Source organism: Mesorhizobium sp. B1-1-6, assembly GCF_006443035.1.
In the GTDB taxonomy this organism is placed as follows: domain Bacteria; phylum Pseudomonadota; class Alphaproteobacteria; order Rhizobiales; family Rhizobiaceae; genus Mesorhizobium.
Genome location: NZ_VFWR01000020.1, coordinates 49,477 through 67,937, shown reverse-complemented (window position 1 = coordinate 67,937; position 18,461 = coordinate 49,477). Strand labels below are relative to the sequence as shown.

The window sequence follows — 18,461 nt, the reverse complement described above, 5'->3', positions numbered from 1 at the left end:
CGTCAGACGGCCTCGGCCGCTGCCTTGCCGGTGAGCAGCGCGCGCGTTGCCGCGGTCACATCCTGCTGGCGCATCAAACTTTCGCCGACCAGGAAGGTGCCGATGTCGCTCTTCTGCAATCTGAGGCAGTCGTCATGAGAGAAGATGCCGCTTTCGCTGACCAGCAAGTAACCGCCCGGAATCATCGCCCGCAGTCGTTCCGAGGTTTCGAGACGGGTCTCGAATGTCCGCAGATTACGGTTGTTGATGCCGATTAATTGCGACGACAGCTTCAGTGCGCGCTCCGTCTCGGCCTCGTCGTGGACCTCGATCAGCGCATCCATGCCGAGTTCGAATGCCGTCGCTTCAAGCTCGCTCGCCAAATCATCATCTACGCTGGCCATGATGATCAGGATGGCGTCCGCCCCCCAGGCGCGAGCTTCATGGACCTGATAAGGATCGAACAGAAAATCCTTGCGCAGCGCGGGCAGGGTGACGGCGGCTCTTGCCTTGGTGAGAAATTCCGGCGCGCCCTGGAAAGACGGTGCGTCGGTCAGCACCGAAAGACAGGCGGCGCCGCCCTTTGCATAGGCCCGCGCGAGCGCTGGCGGATCGAAGTCGGCGCGGATCAAGCCCTTGGACGGGCTTGCCTTCTTGATCTCGGCAATCAGAGCGAAGCCGCCGGATCTGCGCTTCGCCTCAAGCGCCGTGAGAAAGCCGCGCGGCGCGTCAGTGTCTTTCGCCCGCGCCTTGATCTCGGCCAGCGGCACGCGCGCCTTGGCCGTCGCGATCTCGTCGCGCTTGTAGGCCTCGATCTTGCGCAGGATGTCCGACATCTGTCTAACCGTTCGAAATCTCGACCAGCCGGTCGAGCACCTGCAGCGCCCGGCCGCTGTCGATGGCTTGCACTGCCGTCGCCATGCCGTCGGCGAGCGTCGTCGCCTTGCCCGCCACCACCAAGCCGCCGCCGGCGTTCATCAGCACGGTGTCGCGAAAAGCGCCCACGGCGCCACCCAGCATAGCGCGCAACGCCTCGGCGTTGTAGGCAGCGTCGCCGCCGCGCAGTTCTTCCTTGGTGTGACGGGTCAGGCCAACCGCTTCGGGCGTCAAGGTGAAGGTGCGGATCTCGCCGCCGATCAGTTCGGCGACATGCGTTTCACCCGTGGTGGTGATCTCGTCGTAGCCGTCACCATGAACGACCCAGGCATGCTCGGTGCCCAGCGCCTTCAGCGTCTGGGCCACCGGTATGATCCATTCCGGCATGAATACGCCGACCATCTGCCGGCGCACGTCGGCCGGGTTGGATAGCGGACCGAGCAAGTTGAAGATGGTCCTGGTGCCGAGCTCCACGCGGGTCGGGCCGACATGCTTCATCGCCGGGTGATGTGCCGGCGCGAACATGAAGCCGACACCAGCCTCGTGGATGCAGCGGCCGATGGCCTGCGGCGTGAGGTCGATCTTGACGCCGAGCGCGGTCAGGACGTCGGCCGCACCGGTCAGCGAAGACAACCCGCGATTGCCATGCTTGGCGACCGGAACCCCGCTGGCGGCGATGACGAAAGCGGATGCCGTCGAGATGTTGACGGAGTGCGAATTGTCGCCGCCGGTGCCAACGATGTCGATGGCGCCGACAGGTGCGTCGACGCGAAGCATCTTGGCGCGCATGGTGGCGACGGCGCCCGAAATCTCGTCCACCGTCTCGCCGCGCACACGCAACGCCATCAGAAAGCCGCCGATCTGGCCGGGCGTAGCATCGCCCGACATGATGATGTCGAAGGCCTCGCGCGCCTCGTCGAAGGACAGGGCGGTGCCGGTCGCGACCTTGGCGATATGGGTTTTCAGCGCGCTCATCTTGTCGAGGCTTGGGCAACGGCAGCCTGGTCGACGCGGACGCCGTACTGCGTCTGCAACTGCGCCACCAGCTGGTCGAGCAGATCGTCCGACATGCCGGAGGTGAAGGACTTGCGCGCGTCCTCGGGCACCGAACTGGCATCGGCCCCGGCGGGTTCGAACACCTCGGCGACCTTGAACAGGATTTGCGCGTCGCTGGTGGGAGAGGGGATCAAGCCGGTGCCGCCTTCGCCGACGCCGAACATCACCGCTGCACCTTCCTTGCCGAAATCGGCGTCGTCGGCTTCGCGCTTCAGGCCACGCTTGGTCTGCTTTTCCAGCTTGAGCTCGCCGGCAATGACGTCGAGCGTTGCGCCGGCCTTGAGCCGCTTTTCCAGCTCCTGCGCCTTGGCGGTCAGCCGCTTGGCCGTCTCGGCCGCGGTCCAGTCGGCAACGACCTTCTGGCGAACTTCGTCCAGCGTGCGGTCGCGGGCCGGCGTGATCGAAGCCACTTCATAGAAAATGAAGCCGTTATCGGCCGTGGTCAGCGCCTCGTTTTCAGTATTCGGTTCGGCATCGAAGGCAGCCTTGATCAGGGCCGGCGATTCCGGCAGATCCTTGACGATGGAGCCATCGGGCCGCAGGCCACTGCGATCGATCGCGTCGACAGTGACGACCTTCAGCTTCAGCTTGGCGGCGGCGTCGGCCAGCGAACTGCCGGCGGCGCGACTGTCCTCGTAATTATCATGCACGTCCAGAAGGATGCGGTTTGCCTCGCCCAGCGCCAGGTCCTTGCGGATCTGGTCCGACACTTCGGCCAGCGGCTTCACGACTTCGGGCTTGATCTCGGTGACGCGCAGCAGCACGGGACCAAAGGCACCCTGCACGACAGGGCTGACCTCATTGACGTTGAGCGCAAAAGCAGCGTCGGCGACCGCCTTGTCGGCGATCTTGTCCTTGGCGAGCGTTCCGAGCAGCGTGTCGGCCGGGGTCTTGCCTTCCGCAGTGACGAGCTTGTCGAAGGTTGCGCCGGACTTCAACGAATCGAGCGCGGCCTTGGCCTCGTCCGGCGTCTTGAACACAAGCTGCTCTATGGTGCGCATCTCGGGAGTGGTGTAGCGCGCCTTGTTCTTGTTGTAGTCGTCGCTGACCTGGGCGTCGGTCACCGAGCTCGTGTCCATGATGTCCTGCGGCTCGAGCCTGACATAGGAAAACTTGCGGTATTCGGGCGCGGCATAGGTCTTCTTGTTGGCCTCGAAATAGGCCTGCAGCGCGCTGTCGCTCGGCGCCTCGATGGGTTCGACCAGCGCCTTCGGCAAGGTCAGATAGTCGACCGTACGATCCTCGCCACGGTACAGGGCCACCGCCTTGAAGAAGGTGTCAGGCGCCTTGAGGCCGTCCGAAACCGCCTCGACGATCTGCTGGCGCACCGCGACCTGGGCACGATTCTTCAAATAATCCTCCGGGCGCATGCCGACCTCACGCAGCCTGTATTCGAAGGCTCTCCGGTCGAACTGTCCGCCGGGGCCCTTGAACGCCGGATCCTCGCGGGTGAGTTCCGCCAGCCGGTCCTTGGACAGGCCAAGGCCGAGCTTGCGAGCCTGTTCGTCGAGGACCGCGCCCGAAACAAGCTGCGCCAACACCTGGTTGTCGACGCCGAGCGCCTTTGCCTGTTCGTGGGTGAGGCGCTGACCGAACTGCTGCGACATGACGGCGAGCTGGCGGTCATAGGCGAGGCGGTATTCGTTGATCGACACCTTGGTGCCGCCGGCCGTGATGACGGAGTCGTGGCCGGCAAGGCCACCCATCAGCCGTCCCGATACGCCCCAGACCGCAAAACTGACCACCAGCAGCGAAAGCAGTAACTTCGCGACCCAGGTGCCCGCCGCGCTTCTCAATATACCAAGCATCGTTACTTCCGATTTATGCGCATTTTCGGATGCGCCGAGTCTGAAACAAGCGCAATAGCGCCCTTCCGGTCCACTGTCGATTGCTTTGTGGCTTGATTTTGGTAGTGAGAACGCCAGCCGAATGTCACCCGGAGAAGCAAACGATGACGCCAGGAATTCGCCCGCTCGTCGCAGGCAACTGGAAAATGAACGGTACCAGCGCCTCGCTCAACGAACTCAGGATGATCGGCAACGGTTTCATGAGCGGGCTCGACGCAGACACCGAGGCGCTGGTCTGCGTTCCCGCGACCTTGCTCGCCCATGCCGCCGAGATTCTGTCGCGTACGCCGGTTCATGCCGGCGGTGAGGATTGCCACGCCAAGGAGAGCGGCGCCTACACCGGGTGCATCTCCGCGGAGATGCTGAAGGATGCGGGCGCGACCCACGTCATCGTCGGCCATTCCGAATGCCGCGAACAGCGCGGCGAGGATGATGCCACAGTTGAGGCAAAGGCCTCCGCAGCCTGGCGCGCCGGGCTTGTAGCCATTGTCTGCATCGGCGAGACGCGGCAGGAGCGCGAAGCGGGCGCGACGCTGGACGTGCTGTCACGCCAAGTTGCCGGTTCGGTGCCGGCAAGCGCTACCGCGTCCAACACGATCATTGCCTATGAGCCGGTGTGGGCGATCGGCACCGGCCTGACCCCGACCGTCGCCGATGTAGCCGAAGCGCATGCGCATATTCGCGAAAAATTGTCGGAGAAGCTCGGCGCCGCCGCGGGCAAGATGCGCATTCTCTATGGCGGTTCGGTCAAGCCGTCCAATGCAGTGGAACTGCTTGGGGTCAGGAATGTCGACGGCGCGCTGGTTGGCGGGGCCAGCCTGAAAGCGGCCGACTTCCTGGGCATCGCGGAAGCCTATCGCAGCATCTCCTGATGACTTCGCGCGGCGCCGAAGCGGGCGCGGCGCACGGGAAATCGTTGTAAAGGACGCCTTGCTTCCCATATTCCGGCCACGGGCTTGGAAATGCCGTGAAAGCATTGTATTGAGCCGCCTCCAATTCCCCGGTCGTGTCCGCGGCCGGGCAGGGCATTGCCAGGATAAACTATGCAAACCGTACTGATCGTCATCCATCTCATGGTCGTTCTGGCCCTTGTCGGCGTTGTGCTGCTGCAGCGCTCCGAAGGCGGCGGCCTTGGCATTGGTGGCGGATCTGGCTTCATGACGGCGCGCGGCGCCGCCAATGCGCTGACCCGGGCGACGGCGATTCTGGCGGCCGCTTTCTTCGTGACGTCGCTGACCTTGTCGATCATTGCCCGCTACGGCGAGAAGCCGATCGACATTCTCGACCGCGTTCCCGCAACATCGGACGGCGCCGGCAAGGGCGTACTCAACCAATTGCCTGGCACGACCACCCCGACGCCGCCTTCAGGCAACGCGGCGCCGACGCCGCCTTCCGGCAACGGAGCCGCGACAACGCCCCCGGCCAACGCTCCGGCCGCGCCGCCCGCCGCCGGCTCGACGTCGCCGGCGACCAACGGCGCCAGCACCGCGCCCGCGGCCCCGCAGGTGCCGAACCAGTAATCCGGGTTCGTTCAAGGGCTATCTGACAGGGAGCGCCGGCGTGCGAACGCCGGCATTCTGCGTCGTTACAACCGAACTGCGCTCGGTTCCGGCTCTCGCTGCCGGGCCCTCGGCCCGCTCTGATCTCTTACACTCAGCCGATCTGTTGTCGTTTGACCACAGTCGCGGCAAATGCGGCGGCATCACGAAGATTCGACGGGAAGTGCAGCGGCCTCGCGCTTGAGGCGCCCGCGCTTATTCGACTATAGATTGCGCGCGGCATTTTCGGTGTCCTTGGGGGACGCCGGGCGACGCCGTGGGCAACAAATATTGAACGATCGGATCTTCGCCATGCAGCTTCGCAGCTTCATCTTCCTGGGACTTTGCGCCGCACTCGGCATGAGCTCCCCGGCTTTCGCCGGCGTGCCAGCCAATTTGGCCGCCAATCAGTCGGTCGGCAAGACCGACGCCATCAACGTCGCAGCCAAGAGCGATGGGGCGCAGTTGAGGCTTCTCAAGAAAAAGAAAAATCCGACACCGGACGATCTTGCCCAGATCAAAAAGATCGAGGCCAAGATCGTTGCCGACAAGGAAGCCGCCAAGGCCAAGGCGCTGGAAGCCAGGAAGATGGCGATGCGCGAAGCGGCGAAAGCGAAGGCCGAGGCGGAACGGCAGGCGTTCCTGGCCAAGAGAGGCAAGACTGCCCCGGCGACCGAAGTGGCCGCGGCCAAGCCGGCCAAGAATGTCACGAAGATCATCGAGCCGTTGACGCCGATCGAGCCGATTCCTTCGGCCGAACCGGAATCGGCCGAGGTGATGAACGTTGCGCTGACCGGCAATAATGGCGAATTGCGCAGCGAGCTGCCTGGCCAGAAGCAGCGCACCGGCGGCGGCCTGTTCGCCGGACTGTTTGGCGGCCAGATGGCATCGTCCTCGATTAACTATCTGCCTGAGACCCGTGCGCTGGATTCGGCGCTCGCCAGGAAAAACGCCAAGAAGCCGTTCAAGGTGAAGCCGGAGTTCGTGCCACAGGACGTGGAATTCACCGGTTACGAGGCCGGCACGATCGTCATCGATACCAGTGCCCGCCGGCTCTATCTGGTGGAATCATCGTCCACCGCCCGCCGCTACGCCATCGCGGTCGGCCGCGAAGGATTGCAGTTCAAGGGCACCGTGGCGGTCGGCGACAAGCAGGAGTGGCCACGCTGGATCCCGACGCTGGACATGCAGAAGCGCGAGCCCAAGCATTATGCCCAGTACAAGGACGGCATGCCCGGCGGCGGCCAGAATCCGCTCGGCGCCCGCGCCATCTACCTCTATGACGGCAAGAAGGACACGCATTTGCGCATCCACGGCACCATCGCGCCGCAGTCGATCGGAACCAGCGCTTCCAATGGCTGTTTCCGCATGATGAACGAGCACGTCATGGACCTCTACAGCCGCGTCAAGGTCGGCACCAAGGTCGTCATCATCTGACGTTTGCAGCAGCTTGCCAAAAGGGCCGGTTCAGCCGGCCCTTTTGTTTTGCCTCGCTCTCGGTCGCGTTCCAGTGGAACGGGCCAGCCCGTTCGACATGGGCCTATCCGAAAACCGGATCCCATTTTCGGATCACGGTTCGAGCGCCTTCTTGGGAAAAAGCCTTAGCGGCGGTTTTTTCTCTGGCGGAATCAATCCGGCCGCGTTAAGCGATGACTCCCATGGCGCGATATGTATTCATCACAGGCGGCGTGGTTTCCTCACTTGGAAAAGGCATTGCCGCAGCGGCCCTAGGGGCTCTCTTGCAGGCGCGGGGCTATCGCGCACGCATCAAAAAACTCGATCCCTACCTCAATGTCGATCCGGGCACGATGTCGCCGTATCAGCATGGCGAGGTGTTCGTCACCGATGACGGCGCCGAGACCGATCTCGATCTTGGCCATTACGAGCGGTTCACTGGCCGTTCCGCCAACCAGCAGGACAACATCACCACCGGCCGCATCTACAAGAACATCATCGAGCGCGAGCGGCGCGGCGACTACCTCGGCGCCACCGTGCAGGTCATCCCGCACGTCACCGACGAGATCAAGAATTTCGTCCTCGACGGCAATGACGACTATGATTTCGTGCTGTGCGAAATCGGCGGCACCGTGGGCGACATCGAGGCGATGCCTTTCCTGGAGGCGATCCGCCAGCTCGGCAACGACCTGCCGCGCAACAACGCCGTCTATGTGCATCTGACGCTGATGCCCTATATCCCGACCGCGGGCGAATTGAAGACCAAGCCGACCCAGCATTCGGTCAAGGAGCTGCGCGGTATCGGCATCGCGCCCGACATCCTGCTCGTCCGCGCCGACCGGGCCATTCCCAAGGAAGAGCGTAGAAAACTGTCGCTGTTCTGCAATGTCAGGGAGAGCGCGGTCATCCAGGCGCTCGACGTGCCGCACATCTACGACGTGCCGATGGCTTACCACAAGGAAGGGCTCGATTCGGAAGTGCTGGCCGCGTTCGGTATCGACCCTGCGCCGAAGCCGCGCATGGAGCCGTGGCAGGCCGTGTCCAACCGCATCCACAATCCGGAAGGCGAGGTGACCATCGCCATCGTCGGCAAATATACCGGCCTCAAGGACGCCTACAAATCGCTGATCGAGGCGCTGTCGCATGGCGGTCTGGCCAACCACGTCAAGGTCAAGCTCGACTGGATCGAATCGGAAATCTTCGAGAAGGAGGATCCGACGCCCTGGCTGGAAAAGGTGCATGGCATCCTGGTGCCCGGCGGTTTCGGCGAGCGCGGCTCGGAAGGCAAGATCCTGGCGGCGAAGTTCGCGCGTGAGCGCAAGGTGCCGTATTTCGGCATCTGCTTCGGCATGCAGATGGCCTGTATCGAGGCGGCGCGGTCCCTGGCCGGGGTCGACGAGGCCTCCTCGACCGAGTTCGGCCCGACCAAGGAGCCGGTCGTCGGCCTGATGACGGAGTGGCTGAAGGGCAACATGCTGGAGAAGCGCCGGGCAACCGGCGATCTCGGCGGCACGATGCGGCTCGGCGCCTATCAGGCCGAGCTCGCCAAGGGTTCCAAGATCGCCGACATTTATGGCGACACGCAGATTTCCGAGCGTCACCGCCACCGCTACGAGGTCAATATCGACTATAAGCAGCGGCTGGAGGATTGCGGCCTGGTGTTTGCCGGCATGTCGCCCGACGGCGTGCTGCCCGAAACCGTCGAATACCCCGACCATCCCTGGTTCATCGGCGTGCAATACCACCCCGAGCTGAAGAGCCGGCCGCTCGACCCGCATCCGCTGTTCGCCAGCTTCATCGAGGCGGCGGTCGAACAATCGCGCCTGGTATAGGCGCGCCAGGCGGGGTTCGGCAACCGATGCAGACCTATGTCGCCCTTCTCTACAGCATCGTCCTGGGAGAAGGGCGCCGGGTCGTGATGTCCGACCTGAAGGCGATGGCGGAAGGCCTCGGGCTGAAGAATGTCCGTACGCTCGTGGCGACGGGCAATCTTGTCTTCGAGGCGCCGGCGACGGACGTCGCCGGTCTCGAGCAGCGTCTGGAAGCCGCCTTCAAAAAAGCTTTCGGCCGCCATGTCGACATCATCGTGCGCGCTGCCGAAGATTGGCTGAGGCTCGCGGCCGGCAATCCGTTTCCGGCTGAATCCGCCGAGACCGTTGACCAGGTGGCGGTCCGGATAATGCGCAAGCCCGTGCCCGACGATGCGGCGGCGGCGCTCGAGACCTATGCCGCCGCCGATGAGAAGGTGATGTCACGCGGCGGCGACATCTGGGTCGTCTTTTCGCGGGAACGACCGAGTTCACGGCTGCTCGCGGCCGCCAATCACAAACGCCTGGGCGTCGGCACGTCGCGCAACTGGAACACGGTGCGCCGGCTCGCCGAGATGGTAGGAGTAGGCAGTAGGCAGTAGGGGGAAGCCGTCTGCTTTCCCTACCTTTCCTGCCTACTGCCCCATTTCAGGCCTTCGCCGTCTTGGCGCCGGCACCCACGGCGGCGGTGCGCAGCACGTAGTAGATGATGCCGGCAATCCCGACGCCGAAGAACCAGCCATAGACGCCCCACCAGGATGGCAGCCAGTTGGTGAAGTTCGGCAGGATCGAGGAGAAGACGGCGCCAATGCCGGCAGCGATGAAGGCATTGACATGCCAGCCGCCCTGGAAGCGGAACTCGCCGTCCTCGCGATAAAGCGCTTCGACGTCGACCTCGCCCTTCCGGATCAGGTAGTAGTCGACCATCATGACGCCGAAGATCGGCCCCATCGTCGCACCGATGATGTTGACGAAGGACGCAGCGCTGCCTTCCCAAGGCGCGAAGGGATAGAGCACGAGCGCGATCAGTGCCGCGATGTAGCCGCCCTTCTTGAAGTCGATCTGGCGCGGGAAGACGTTGGAGAAGTCGAAGGCCGGCGAGACGAAGTTGGCCACGACATTGATGCCGAGCGTCGCCACCGCGAAGGTCAAGGCGGCGAGCGCGGCCAGGAACCAGCTGCCGAATTTCGCCGATATCTGGTCGGGGTGCAGCAGCACCTCGTGATAGACGTCGTAAGCGGCAATGGTGGTGACGCCAGCGACCAGCGAGAACAGGATGAGATTGATCGGCAGGCCCCAGATATTGCCCTTGCGCAGCGATGCCTTGTCCGGTGCATAGCGGGCGAAATCGCAGAAGTTGAGATAGAGGGCCGAAAAATAGGTCACCCAGATCGCGGCGACGGCGAACAGCGACGTCCACGATCCCGGCGTACCTGGCACGCCCGCATCCTTGGTCTTTTCGAGCAGCACCTCCATCGGAATGTCACTGGTGAAGGCGAAGGTCCCGGCTTTGACACAGAGATAGACGGCCAGGATCAGCATCATCACCCACACGGCTGGCCCGGCCCAATCCTGGAAGCGGCGCACCGTCTCCATGCCGTTCTGGATAATCAGCAGCTGCAGCGCCCAGATGACCACGAAGCAGATCACTTCCAGCCCGGAGTGGCCGAGGAAATGGGTGTTGGCGTTGAAATCGGCGAACCATTGCGAGCGGATCAGCAGCGCGACAATGGCGCCGGAAGCGGCCGCCGTCTGTGCGCCGTACCAGAAGCAGGCGACGATGGCGCGCACCAGCGCCGGTATGTTGGCGCCCCATATGCCGAACGAGGCGCGGGCGAGCACTGGGTAAGGCACGCCGGTCTTCACGCCGGCATAACCGACCATGTTCATCAGCGCGTAGATGACGAGCGAGCCGATGCCGATGGCGATGATGAAGTTGACGAAACCGCCGCAGAACAGGAAAAGGCTGGCGGCGAGATAGTAACCCCAGAGGCTGTGCACGTCCGACGTCCAGACGTTGAAGATCGAGAATGGTCCCCAGTTTCGTATCTTGGCCGGTGCGAGATCTTCGTTATATAGATCCGGCGATGCGCCTTGTATCGTCATTGCAATTGTCCCCTTCTTGCAGCACGCGCCCTCACGCGTTGACCGTCAAGGTTACGCCTGACGCGAGGGAAGGGGCAATCGGCTGATTTGCCGGCTTTGGCCTTAAAGATATTCAATGGGGATCGCCATTGTCGCGCGGCATGATGCTTGCCCTCTGATCGGCGAGTCGGGTTCGTGGCGCTTTCAAGCGCCGGCGCGACGACATCGGAGCCGCGGCGGGCAAACCTGCCCTTTTTTTGCCAAGCGTCGTTTTTTATGGAACCAAGTGGATGATGGCGCGTTTGATGGGGTTCGGTCGAACACGTCGCGACCGAGCGGGAGGATATGATGGACTATTTGCATTTTTTTTCGCCCGTGCGGATTTCACGCGGGCAGGGACACCCTATCGAGGAAATCGACAGTGTTGCCGAGGCCATGATGTTTTTGCGTAAATGGCCGACCGGGCGACGTGGCCCTGTCTATCAATGCGCGCTGAACTGCTGCGCGGCCGCCCTGTCGGGGCAGATGTCGGCTGAAGAAGCCAGGAAGGCGTTCACCGGCTTCGCCCGGATCACGCGGCTTCTGGATGACGACATGGCCTTGTCGGTGGGCAGCGAGCCAGCTGGGCGCGTGTACGCGCTGCGGCGGTAACGTTCTGAACCGGCTGTAGTCGAAAATCGGCGCCGACCCCCGGCGCCGATCGACTGTTTGTCCGTTTGCCATGGCGTCGGCGAACGCCTAATGCGGCGCGGCCCAGGATGGCCACCATCTGCTTGTGGTCGGCAACTTCGGAAAGCAGCCAATCCTGGAAAGGCGGTCCCCCGTCTTGTTCGCCGCAGTTGAAAGACTATCGACCAGGTCGCAAAACGGCGTGCCGCTCTCCTGCGGTGTAGCAAGGGGGTGCAAGCTTCCGATTTCTTGGAGCGATTTCGCCCAGCACTCGAAAAAACGAGAAGACAGCACTTCAGGCCATAGGATTTGGCAGGCGCAGAAGGACCGCCTTCAGACTTACTGCTCGAGCGAGGGGCTTGCCTACTTCGCATATGTCGCCGATATGAGGATTGGTGGCCATACCGCCCGCATCAACCAACCAATTGACGCAAAAAATGTCGAGATACCAAGAGCATAAGGTGGCAATCGCCCCGATGATGGATTGGACGGACCGCCATTGCCGGTTCTTCCATCGCCAGCTGACTCGCCGTGCGTTGCTCTACACCGAGATGGTGGTGGCGGACGCGGTCATCCAGGGCGCGCGCGAGCGCCTGCTCGGTTTCGACGATGCGGAACATCCGGTCGCGCTGCAGCTCGGCGGCTCCGATCCGGGGAAGCTGGCCGAGGCGGCGCGCATCGGCCAGGCTTTCGGCTATGAGGAAATCAACCTCAATGTCGGCTGCCCGTCGGACCGCGTCCAGTCCGGTACGTTCGGCGCCTGCCTGATGAAGGTGCCTGACCTCGTCGCCGACTGTGTCGCGGCGATGAAGGCGGCGGTGACCATTCCCGTAACCGTCAAATGCCGCATCGGCGTCGACGAGCAGGATCCCGAGCCGGCGCTGGATGCGCTTGCAGACGGTGTTTTCGCGGCCGGCGCCGACGCCCTTTGGGTGCATGCGCGCAAGGCATGGCTGGAGGGGCTGAGCCCCAAGGAAAACCGCGACATCCCGCCGCTCGACTATGGCCGCGTCTATCGGTTGAAGGCGAGAAAACCGAGCGAATTCATCGGCATCAATGGCGGTATTCAATCGCTTGAAGAGGCGCAGACGCATCTCCAGCACCTCGACGGCGCCATGCTCGGCCGCGCCGCCTACCATACTCCAGGCATTCTGACCGGCGTCGATGCCATGTTTTATGGAGAGCGGACCGGTCCCTTCGATTTCGCCGCGCTGATCGATGTCATGGCCGGCTACGCCGCACGCCATGTCGAACAGGGCGGGCGGCTCGGCCACGTCACCCGCCATATGGTCGGGTTGTTCCATGGATTGCCCGGTGCGCGCCGCTACCGCCAGATCCTCTCCACGGATGCAACGCGCCCCGGCGCTGGGCCGCAGGTGCTGAAGACGGCGTTCGCTGCGGTCGACCTCAGCGGGGCGGTCGACAAGGCCGCCTGAACCGCTTTTGCCGAACGTCAATCCCGGAGGGTCATCCGGTCGCCGCGCACGTCGAAGCCGGACAGCGAACTGATGAAGTTCATGCCGAGCAGGCTCTGGCCAAGCATACCGGGTGCCGCGACCATCACCGGCATATTCTTTCGCACGATGCCGCCGATGGCCAGTTCGTTGGTTTTCACAGCCGCGGCGCGCGCCGTGCCGTTGGCGGTCGAGACCGGTATGGTGAAATCGAGAGCGGCGGGATTGATCCCGGCTGCCTGGGCGTCCTGCGACGTCAACACGGTGCTGGTCGCTCCTGTGTCGACCACCGTGCGCACTGGCGCGCCGTTGATCAGGATGCGCGCCTCGAAATGGCCATTGTCGGCCTTGTCGAGCGTCACGGTGGCATGGCCGTCCTCGATGCCCAGCGCCAGCGGGCTGCCGGGAACAAGGCCAGCGGTTACCCGGTTGGCGAAATCCTGCAATTCGTAGCGATATTGATAGCCGGCGATCAGCGCGAGCGCGATCGCCGCCCACGCGCCGAGATTGCGCGCCATGGCCCCGAGCGGGCGGCCCGACCTTAGCAGGCCGGCGCCGATGAGCGCACCGAAGGCGCCAAGCCAGATCAGCCGGCCAAAATCATCGTTCTCTACGCCGAGCGTATTGCCGGCGGAATCGTTGAACATCAGCAGCACCGCGCCGACGCCGATGACGAGCATCAGGATCCAGAACAGGCGGTTCATGTCGGCAATCCGTTCACGAGAGCGCGTCGCGTTCCCGTGCCATACGGGTGCGGCGGGTTTCGCGGCGCGGCCGGCGCTCTACCGTCTCCAGCCTTGCAGGCAGTTGGGCCATGACGTCACGGCGCGCCTGCGCCGTCATGTCGATCCAGGCGCCGATCTCGTCCCGGGTGCGGCCGCACCCGAAACAGAAACCGGTCTTCATATCGATCGAACAGACCAGAATGCATGGGGATTCGATGGCCGTCATGAATGTTTCCTTGGCTGACTTCCACATGGTGCAACGGCATGCCCTTTGCAAGCCCTCGGGAATGCGTCGCCCACGGCCGCTTTTACATCAGGCGCGGGAGGTTGTGCCGGCGCACGAGGGCGGCTATGCCGCTGCCATCTGCAAGGACGATTTCCACGACATGACCAGAGCACAGCCCTTCGACGATTTCCGTAACCTGCTGGCCAACCTGCCGGCGGCCGACACGACAGCCGAGGCCCGTGTGCGAACGCTGTTCGCCAAGGCGGACAAGCCAAGGAACTCGCTTGGTCGCATCGAGGATATCGCTGCCTGGCTGGCAGCATGGAGTGGCCGTGCGCCGCCGGCAGTGACGCGGCCTCTGGTCGCGGTCTTTGCCGGCAACCATGGTGTTGTCAGGCACGGCGTCTCGCCGAGAGCCGTGGCGGCGACCGCAAACGCCGTCGAACTGTGTGCGGCCGGCGGTGCAGCGATCAACCAGGTCTGCGTCGCCAACGACCTCGGGCTGAAGGTTTTCGATCTCGCCTTGCATATTCCGACAGCCGACATCACGCAGGATGCCGCACTCGACGAGCGGGGTTGCGCCGTGACCATGGCCTTTGGCATGGAGGCGATCGCCGGCGGCGCCGACCTGCTTTGCCTCGGCGATCTGGGCGTCGGCAATTCCACCGTCGCCGCGGCCCTGTTCGCGGCCGTGTTGGGCGGCAAGGGCACCGATTGGGTCGGCCCGGGCTCTGGCGCCGATGCGGCGATGCAGGCGCGCAAGGCGGAGGTGGTCGATGCGGCGCTGGCTTTCCACGCCGGCCATCTCGATGAACCGTTGGAGGTGCTGCGCCGGCTCGGTGGCCGTGAGTTCGCGGCGATAGCCGGCGCCATCCTTGCGGCACGGATGCAAAAGATCCCCGTGCTGCTCGACGGAGTTGCGGCAACGGCAGCCGCAGCGGTCCTGCATGCCGCCAATCCTGCCGCGCTGGATCATTGCCTTCTCGCCGGCCTGTCGCCGGAGCCCGCGCATGCGCAGGCCGCCGAGCGCCTTGGCCTTCGCCCCTTGCTTGACCTCGGCGTCGGCCACGGCGAGGGAGTAGGCGCGGCACTTGCCGCCGGCCTAATCAAGGCAGCGGCACTGACCAGTTCGGGCATGGCCGCGGCCGTTCGCGGCTAGGCCGAGCATTCGTCGCTCATTCCACGCATGAGGCGCGTCAACGCCGACGCGCCGCGACCGCCGCGGTCGGCAGGGCCGGGAGTTCCTCCATCACCCGGCTCAGCGGGAAGATGGCAATCGCCTCTGTGCCTTCGCGCAGCTTGGAATGAAGTTGGAATTCGCCGCCATGCATGGCGAGCAGGCCCTGCACGATCGGCAGACCAAGTCCGGTGCCCTGTTCGGCGCTCTTGATGGCGATCGAACCCTGGCCGAAGGCCGAAAGCACTACCGGGATCTCGTCTTCCGGTATGCCGGGGCCGTTGTCCCTGACCGAGATGTATTGTCCGCCGCCGGCCGTCCAGCCGACGCGCACGCGGATTTCGCCGCCGGTAGCGGTGAACTTGATCGCGTTGGACAAGAGGTTGAGGGTGATCTGGCGCACCGCGCGCTCGTCGGCGAACAGGCGCGGCAAGGCATGTTCGAAATCCTGAATGACGCGGATATCCTTGTTGCGCGCCTTCAACTCCATCATGTGGCAGCAATCCTCGACAATGCCGAGCAGCATCACCGGCTCTTCATTGAGCTGGTACCGGCCGGCCTCGATGCGCGACAGGTCGAGGATCTCGTTGATGAGGTCGAGAAGATGCTGGCCGGATTCGTGCACGTCATGGGCATAGTCGCGATAAGTGGGATTGCTCATCGGCCCCAGCACTTCGTTCGACATCACTTCGGAAAAACCGAGAATTGCGTTGAGCGGCGTGCGCAATTCATGGCTCATCGAGGCAAGAAAGCGCGATTTGGCCAGATTGGCATCTTCCGCGCGCCGCCGCGCCTCGTCCGACATCGATTTCGCGGTCTCGACTTCGGCGATCAGTGCGTCCTTTTCGGAGCGGAACGACAAAAGCATCAGGGAGGAGCGGTTGAGGTTCCGCGCGATATAGGCAAAGAAAGGCAGCGAAAGAACGAGCAGTACGGCCATGATCGCCCCGACAGGCATCCACAGCCTTATTTCGGCGTAGGCGTAAAGCGTCACCGGAACAGCGAAAGTCGCCAGCAGCGCCCCGCGCAGGGATGAGGCCATGATAGCGGTTCCGGCCATGGCAAGCAGCAGCACCACGGCCTTGACCACCTGAAACTGGTCGACCGCGCAGGCACCGCAGCCGAGCCAGACGAACCAGCCCCAGCCGAGGCCGCACAGGAAATGTGCGAACAGGAATTCTCTCTGGGTTTGCAACGGGTTAAGCTCGGACGCTTCCACGCGTTCGACGCGGCGCGCCATGAAAGCCAACATCGTGTAGCAGGTCAGGGTGAACAGCGCCCAGAGAATGATCTCATTGCCGATGCCGGCCAGCCGGCCAAGCGCGGCGATCGCCAGGACAAGCAGCGGAATGGCAATGGCGCCGCTGGTCATCGCGCGCGCATGGAGTTTCAATAGTTCGCGATCGAAATCCGGATTGCCGGCCTGTTGCGAAAGACGGTCGCGCGTCTTGCGCACCGCGCGCGCGACATCGCTGTTGCGATGGCGTTTCCTGCGGTCCACAATGAATTTGTCCGCTGTGTTCGAGCGTTGCAAAGGCATGAAGACTTCAATTATGCGGGCGGCATTTCAAGGTGTTAAGCTACGTTCGAATGATTAACCAACCGTTTGCCATATGAGCCGTTCCTGGTCGCAAGGACCGCGCCGGCGGTACGCTGCGCCGCGTCCGCGAAGCCCATGGCGCAAATTGCTGGACTACGGGCTGACCGTCATTATTCTGGGGTTGCTGATCGTGCTTGCGGCGCGCCTCGATCGCGTGGAGACGCGAAAGACACAGGGCGTCGCCATCATCAATGATGGCGACTCGATCACGCTCGGCGCCGAACGCATTCGCATGCGCGGCATCGACGCGCCGGAATACACTCAGACCTGCCGCAAGAAAGGCGCCGACTATTCCTGTGGCACGCTTGCGCGCCAATCTCTGGTGCGCCTGATCGCCGGCAGGCCCGTCATCTGCAGCGGCTGGCAGCGCGATCGTTACGGCCGGCTGCTCGGCGATTGCAAGGCGGGCGATACCGATCTCAACCGCGCACAGGTCGAGGCAGGCTGGGCGGTCGCTTTCGGCGATTACGAGAGCGAGGAAGCCATCGCGCGCGCGGCAAGGGCCGGCATCTGGGCAGGTACATTCGACCAGCCGCAAGATTGGCGCGACAGCCACCATGGCGAGTCCGTCGAGAGAAAACATGGCACGCTCGCCTCCATCGCCGATGCCGTGCGAGAGATTTTCCGCTTCTGGTAAGCCGGCGGAAGCTGAACCCTGCCGTCACCGGCAAGAACTGGAGGATCGAATGAAGCTCTTCGACGGCGGCCGGGCGCCCAACCCAAGGCGGGTTCGCGTTTTTCTGGCCGAGAAGGGAATCGCGGTTCCGCTGGTGTCCGTCGACATGGGCGCGCTGGAACACAGGCAACAGGCGGTCAGCTCGCGCAATCCACTGCGGCGACTGCCGGTGCTGGAGCTTGACGACGGCACCGTCATCACCGAGTCCGTCGCCATCTGCCGCTATTTCGAGGAACTCAATCCCGAGCCCGCACTGTTCGGTCGCGGGGCGCTCGGCAAGGCGCAGGTCGAGATGTGGCAAAGGCGGATGGAATTCAACCTGCTGACCTGCGTCGCGCAAGCTTTCCGCCACACCCATCCGGCCATGAAGGAATGGGAGATCCCGCAGATTCCCGAGTGGGGCGAGGCCAACAAGCCGAAGGCAATCGAATTCCTGCGACTTCTCGACGGCGAGCTGGGAACCCGCGAATTCGCCGCCGGCGACGCCTATTCGATCGCCGATATCACCGGGATGATCGCCATCGATTTCATGAAACCGGCGCGCATCAAGGTGCCGGACGAGTGCAGCAATGTGTTGCGCTGGTATCGGATGGTTTCGAGCCGGCCGAGTGCCGCGGCCTGAGGATGACTGCGGAACTCGAAAGCTTCGCCGCGACGGTTCGCTCCTGCCGCATCTGCGTCGACAATCCGATCGGCCGGCCACTGCCGCACGAACCGCGCCCGGTGCTGCGACCCTCGTCGAATGCCCGCATCCTGATTGCCAGCCAGGCACCGGGAACCAAGGTGCATCTGTCGGGCATGCCGTTCACCGATGCTTCGGGCGACCGGCTCAGAGACTGGCTCGGCGTCACCAGTGAGGAGTTCTACGACACCGAGAAGTTTGCCATCGTGCCGATGGGCTTCTGTTTCCCCGGCCAGGACGCCAAGGGCAGCGACTTGCCGCCAAGGCGGGAATGCGCGCCGGCCTGGCGCGCGCCGTTGATGGGGCTCATGCCGCAGATCGACCTGGTGCTGACGATCGGCATCTACGCGCAGTCCTGGCACATGGGTGCCGCGCGGCGCCCGTCCCTGACGGAAACGGTGAGGGACTGGCGCTCCATCTGGGAGAAATCCGCTGGCCAGAAGGTGCTGCCGCTGCCGCATCCGTCCTGGCGCAACACCGGCTGGCTGAAGCGGAATCCCTGGTTTGAAATGGATTTGCTGCCTTTCCTCAGGTCGGAAATCCGCTATCGCCTCGGTTAGACATTCAGCAAGAAACCACCGGCTTTTCCGCCAATCAGCAGAATTTTT

Annotated in this window: 18 protein-coding genes; 11 read left to right on the top strand and 7 right to left on the bottom strand. The window is 63.6% G+C overall.

All coding sequences use genetic code 11. The features are described from left to right. Positions 1-2 precede the first annotated feature (2 nt). Genes trpC through FJ979_RS29135 form a run of 3 tightly spaced genes read right to left on the bottom strand, consistent with a single transcriptional unit; the run spans position 3 to position 3,719 of the window. Entirely contained in the window at positions 3-815 is an 813-nt protein-coding gene (gene trpC, locus FJ979_RS29145; RefSeq protein ID WP_140515366.1) for an indole-3-glycerol phosphate synthase TrpC, read from the bottom strand. A gap of 4 nt (positions 816-819) precedes the next feature. Further along, the gene (gene trpD, locus FJ979_RS29140; protein ID WP_140515367.1) at positions 820-1,830 is read right to left on the bottom strand and encodes an anthranilate phosphoribosyltransferase; all 1,011 of its coding nucleotides are present in this window, start codon (positions 1,828-1,830) and stop codon (positions 820-822) included. Beyond that, a complete protein-coding gene (locus tag FJ979_RS29135) occupies positions 1,827-3,719 on the bottom strand; it encodes a SurA N-terminal domain-containing protein (protein WP_140498654.1) in 1,893 nt (630 codons plus the stop codon). Before FJ979_RS29135 ends, trpD begins: the two co-directional genes overlap by 4 nt. A 143-nt stretch (positions 3,720-3,862) precedes the next feature. Between FJ979_RS29135 and tpiA the strand changes: the two genes are divergently transcribed. From tpiA to FJ979_RS29110, 5 genes are all read left to right on the top strand, one after another. Beyond that, the gene (gene tpiA, locus FJ979_RS29130; RefSeq protein WP_140584436.1) at positions 3,863-4,630 is read left to right on the top strand and encodes a triose-phosphate isomerase; all 768 of its coding nucleotides are present in this window, start codon (positions 3,863-3,865) and stop codon (positions 4,628-4,630) included. 171 nt (positions 4,631-4,801) lie between these two features. Continuing rightward, on the top strand, positions 4,802-5,278 hold the full coding sequence (gene secG / locus FJ979_RS29125) for a preprotein translocase subunit SecG (RefSeq protein ID WP_140525224.1): 477 nt from the start codon (positions 4,802-4,804) through the stop codon (positions 5,276-5,278). A gap of 330 nt (positions 5,279-5,608) precedes the next feature. Then, on the top strand, positions 5,609-6,733 hold the full coding sequence (locus FJ979_RS29120) for a L,D-transpeptidase (protein WP_140584435.1): 1,125 nt from the start codon (positions 5,609-5,611) through the stop codon (positions 6,731-6,733). 212 nt (positions 6,734-6,945) lie between these two features. Continuing rightward, positions 6,946-8,583, top strand: a complete 1,638-nt coding sequence (locus FJ979_RS29115) for a CTP synthase (protein ID WP_140498648.1) — start codon at positions 6,946-6,948, stop codon at positions 8,581-8,583. A 26-nt stretch (positions 8,584-8,609) separates the two neighbouring features. Further along, the gene (locus FJ979_RS29110; protein WP_140584434.1) at positions 8,610-9,161 is read left to right on the top strand and encodes a DUF1697 domain-containing protein; all 552 of its coding nucleotides are present in this window, start codon (positions 8,610-8,612) and stop codon (positions 9,159-9,161) included. 46 nt (positions 9,162-9,207) lie between these two features. Here the strand turns inward: FJ979_RS29110 and FJ979_RS29105 are convergent, their stop codons facing one another. Continuing rightward, a complete protein-coding gene (locus FJ979_RS29105; protein ID WP_140498646.1) occupies positions 9,208-10,665 on the bottom strand; it encodes an NCS1 family nucleobase:cation symporter-1 in 1,458 nt (485 codons plus the stop codon). A gap of 327 nt (positions 10,666-10,992) precedes the next feature. On the opposite strand from FJ979_RS29105, the gene FJ979_RS29100 reads away from it, so the two are divergent. Further along, on the top strand, positions 10,993-11,295 hold the full coding sequence (locus FJ979_RS29100) for a DUF982 domain-containing protein (RefSeq protein WP_140498645.1): 303 nt from the start codon (positions 10,993-10,995) through the stop codon (positions 11,293-11,295). Between the two features lie 455 nt (positions 11,296-11,750). Further along, on the top strand, positions 11,751-12,749 hold the full coding sequence (gene dusA / locus FJ979_RS29095) for a tRNA dihydrouridine(20/20a) synthase DusA (RefSeq protein ID WP_140557178.1): 999 nt from the start codon (positions 11,751-11,753) through the stop codon (positions 12,747-12,749). Between the two features lie 17 nt (positions 12,750-12,766). On the opposite strand, the gene FJ979_RS29090 is transcribed toward dusA, so the two are convergent. After that, positions 12,767-13,471: a TIGR02281 family clan AA aspartic protease gene (locus FJ979_RS29090; RefSeq protein WP_140584433.1), complete on the bottom strand. Its 705-nt coding sequence runs from the start codon at positions 13,469-13,471 to the stop codon at positions 12,767-12,769. 13 nt (positions 13,472-13,484) lie between these two features. Continuing rightward, entirely contained in the window at positions 13,485-13,718 is a 234-nt protein-coding gene (locus tag FJ979_RS29085) for a DUF1289 domain-containing protein (protein ID WP_140515375.1), read from the bottom strand. A 160-nt stretch (positions 13,719-13,878) separates the two neighbouring features. On the opposite strand from FJ979_RS29085, the gene FJ979_RS29080 reads away from it, so the two are divergent. Continuing rightward, a complete protein-coding gene (locus FJ979_RS29080) occupies positions 13,879-14,877 on the top strand; it encodes a nicotinate-nucleotide--dimethylbenzimidazole phosphoribosyltransferase (protein ID WP_140584444.1) in 999 nt (332 codons plus the stop codon). A gap of 37 nt (positions 14,878-14,914) precedes the next feature. Here the strand turns inward: FJ979_RS29080 and FJ979_RS29075 are convergent, their stop codons facing one another. Continuing rightward, the gene (locus tag FJ979_RS29075) at positions 14,915-16,435 is read right to left on the bottom strand and encodes a HAMP domain-containing sensor histidine kinase (RefSeq protein WP_140515376.1); all 1,521 of its coding nucleotides are present in this window, start codon (positions 16,433-16,435) and stop codon (positions 14,915-14,917) included. A 73-nt stretch (positions 16,436-16,508) separates the two neighbouring features. Between FJ979_RS29075 and FJ979_RS29070 the strand changes: the two genes are divergently transcribed. From FJ979_RS29070 to FJ979_RS29060, 3 genes are read left to right on the top strand one after another with little or no spacing between them, the layout of a single operon-like run. Continuing rightward, positions 16,509-17,132 carry a thermonuclease family protein gene (locus FJ979_RS29070; protein ID WP_140584432.1) on the top strand — a complete coding sequence of 208 codons (624 nt, stop codon included), beginning with the start codon at positions 16,509-16,511 and terminating at the stop codon, positions 17,130-17,132. A 49-nt stretch (positions 17,133-17,181) separates the two neighbouring features. Next, the gene (locus tag FJ979_RS29065; RefSeq protein ID WP_140498639.1) at positions 17,182-17,793 is read left to right on the top strand and encodes a glutathione S-transferase; all 612 of its coding nucleotides are present in this window, start codon (positions 17,182-17,184) and stop codon (positions 17,791-17,793) included. Then, positions 17,733-18,413, top strand: coding sequence for a uracil-DNA glycosylase family protein (locus FJ979_RS29060; protein ID WP_140561231.1), 681 nt, complete (start codon positions 17,733-17,735; stop codon positions 18,411-18,413). The genes FJ979_RS29065 and FJ979_RS29060 overlap by 61 nt, the downstream gene beginning before the upstream one ends. Positions 18,414-18,461: the final 48 nt, after the last annotated feature.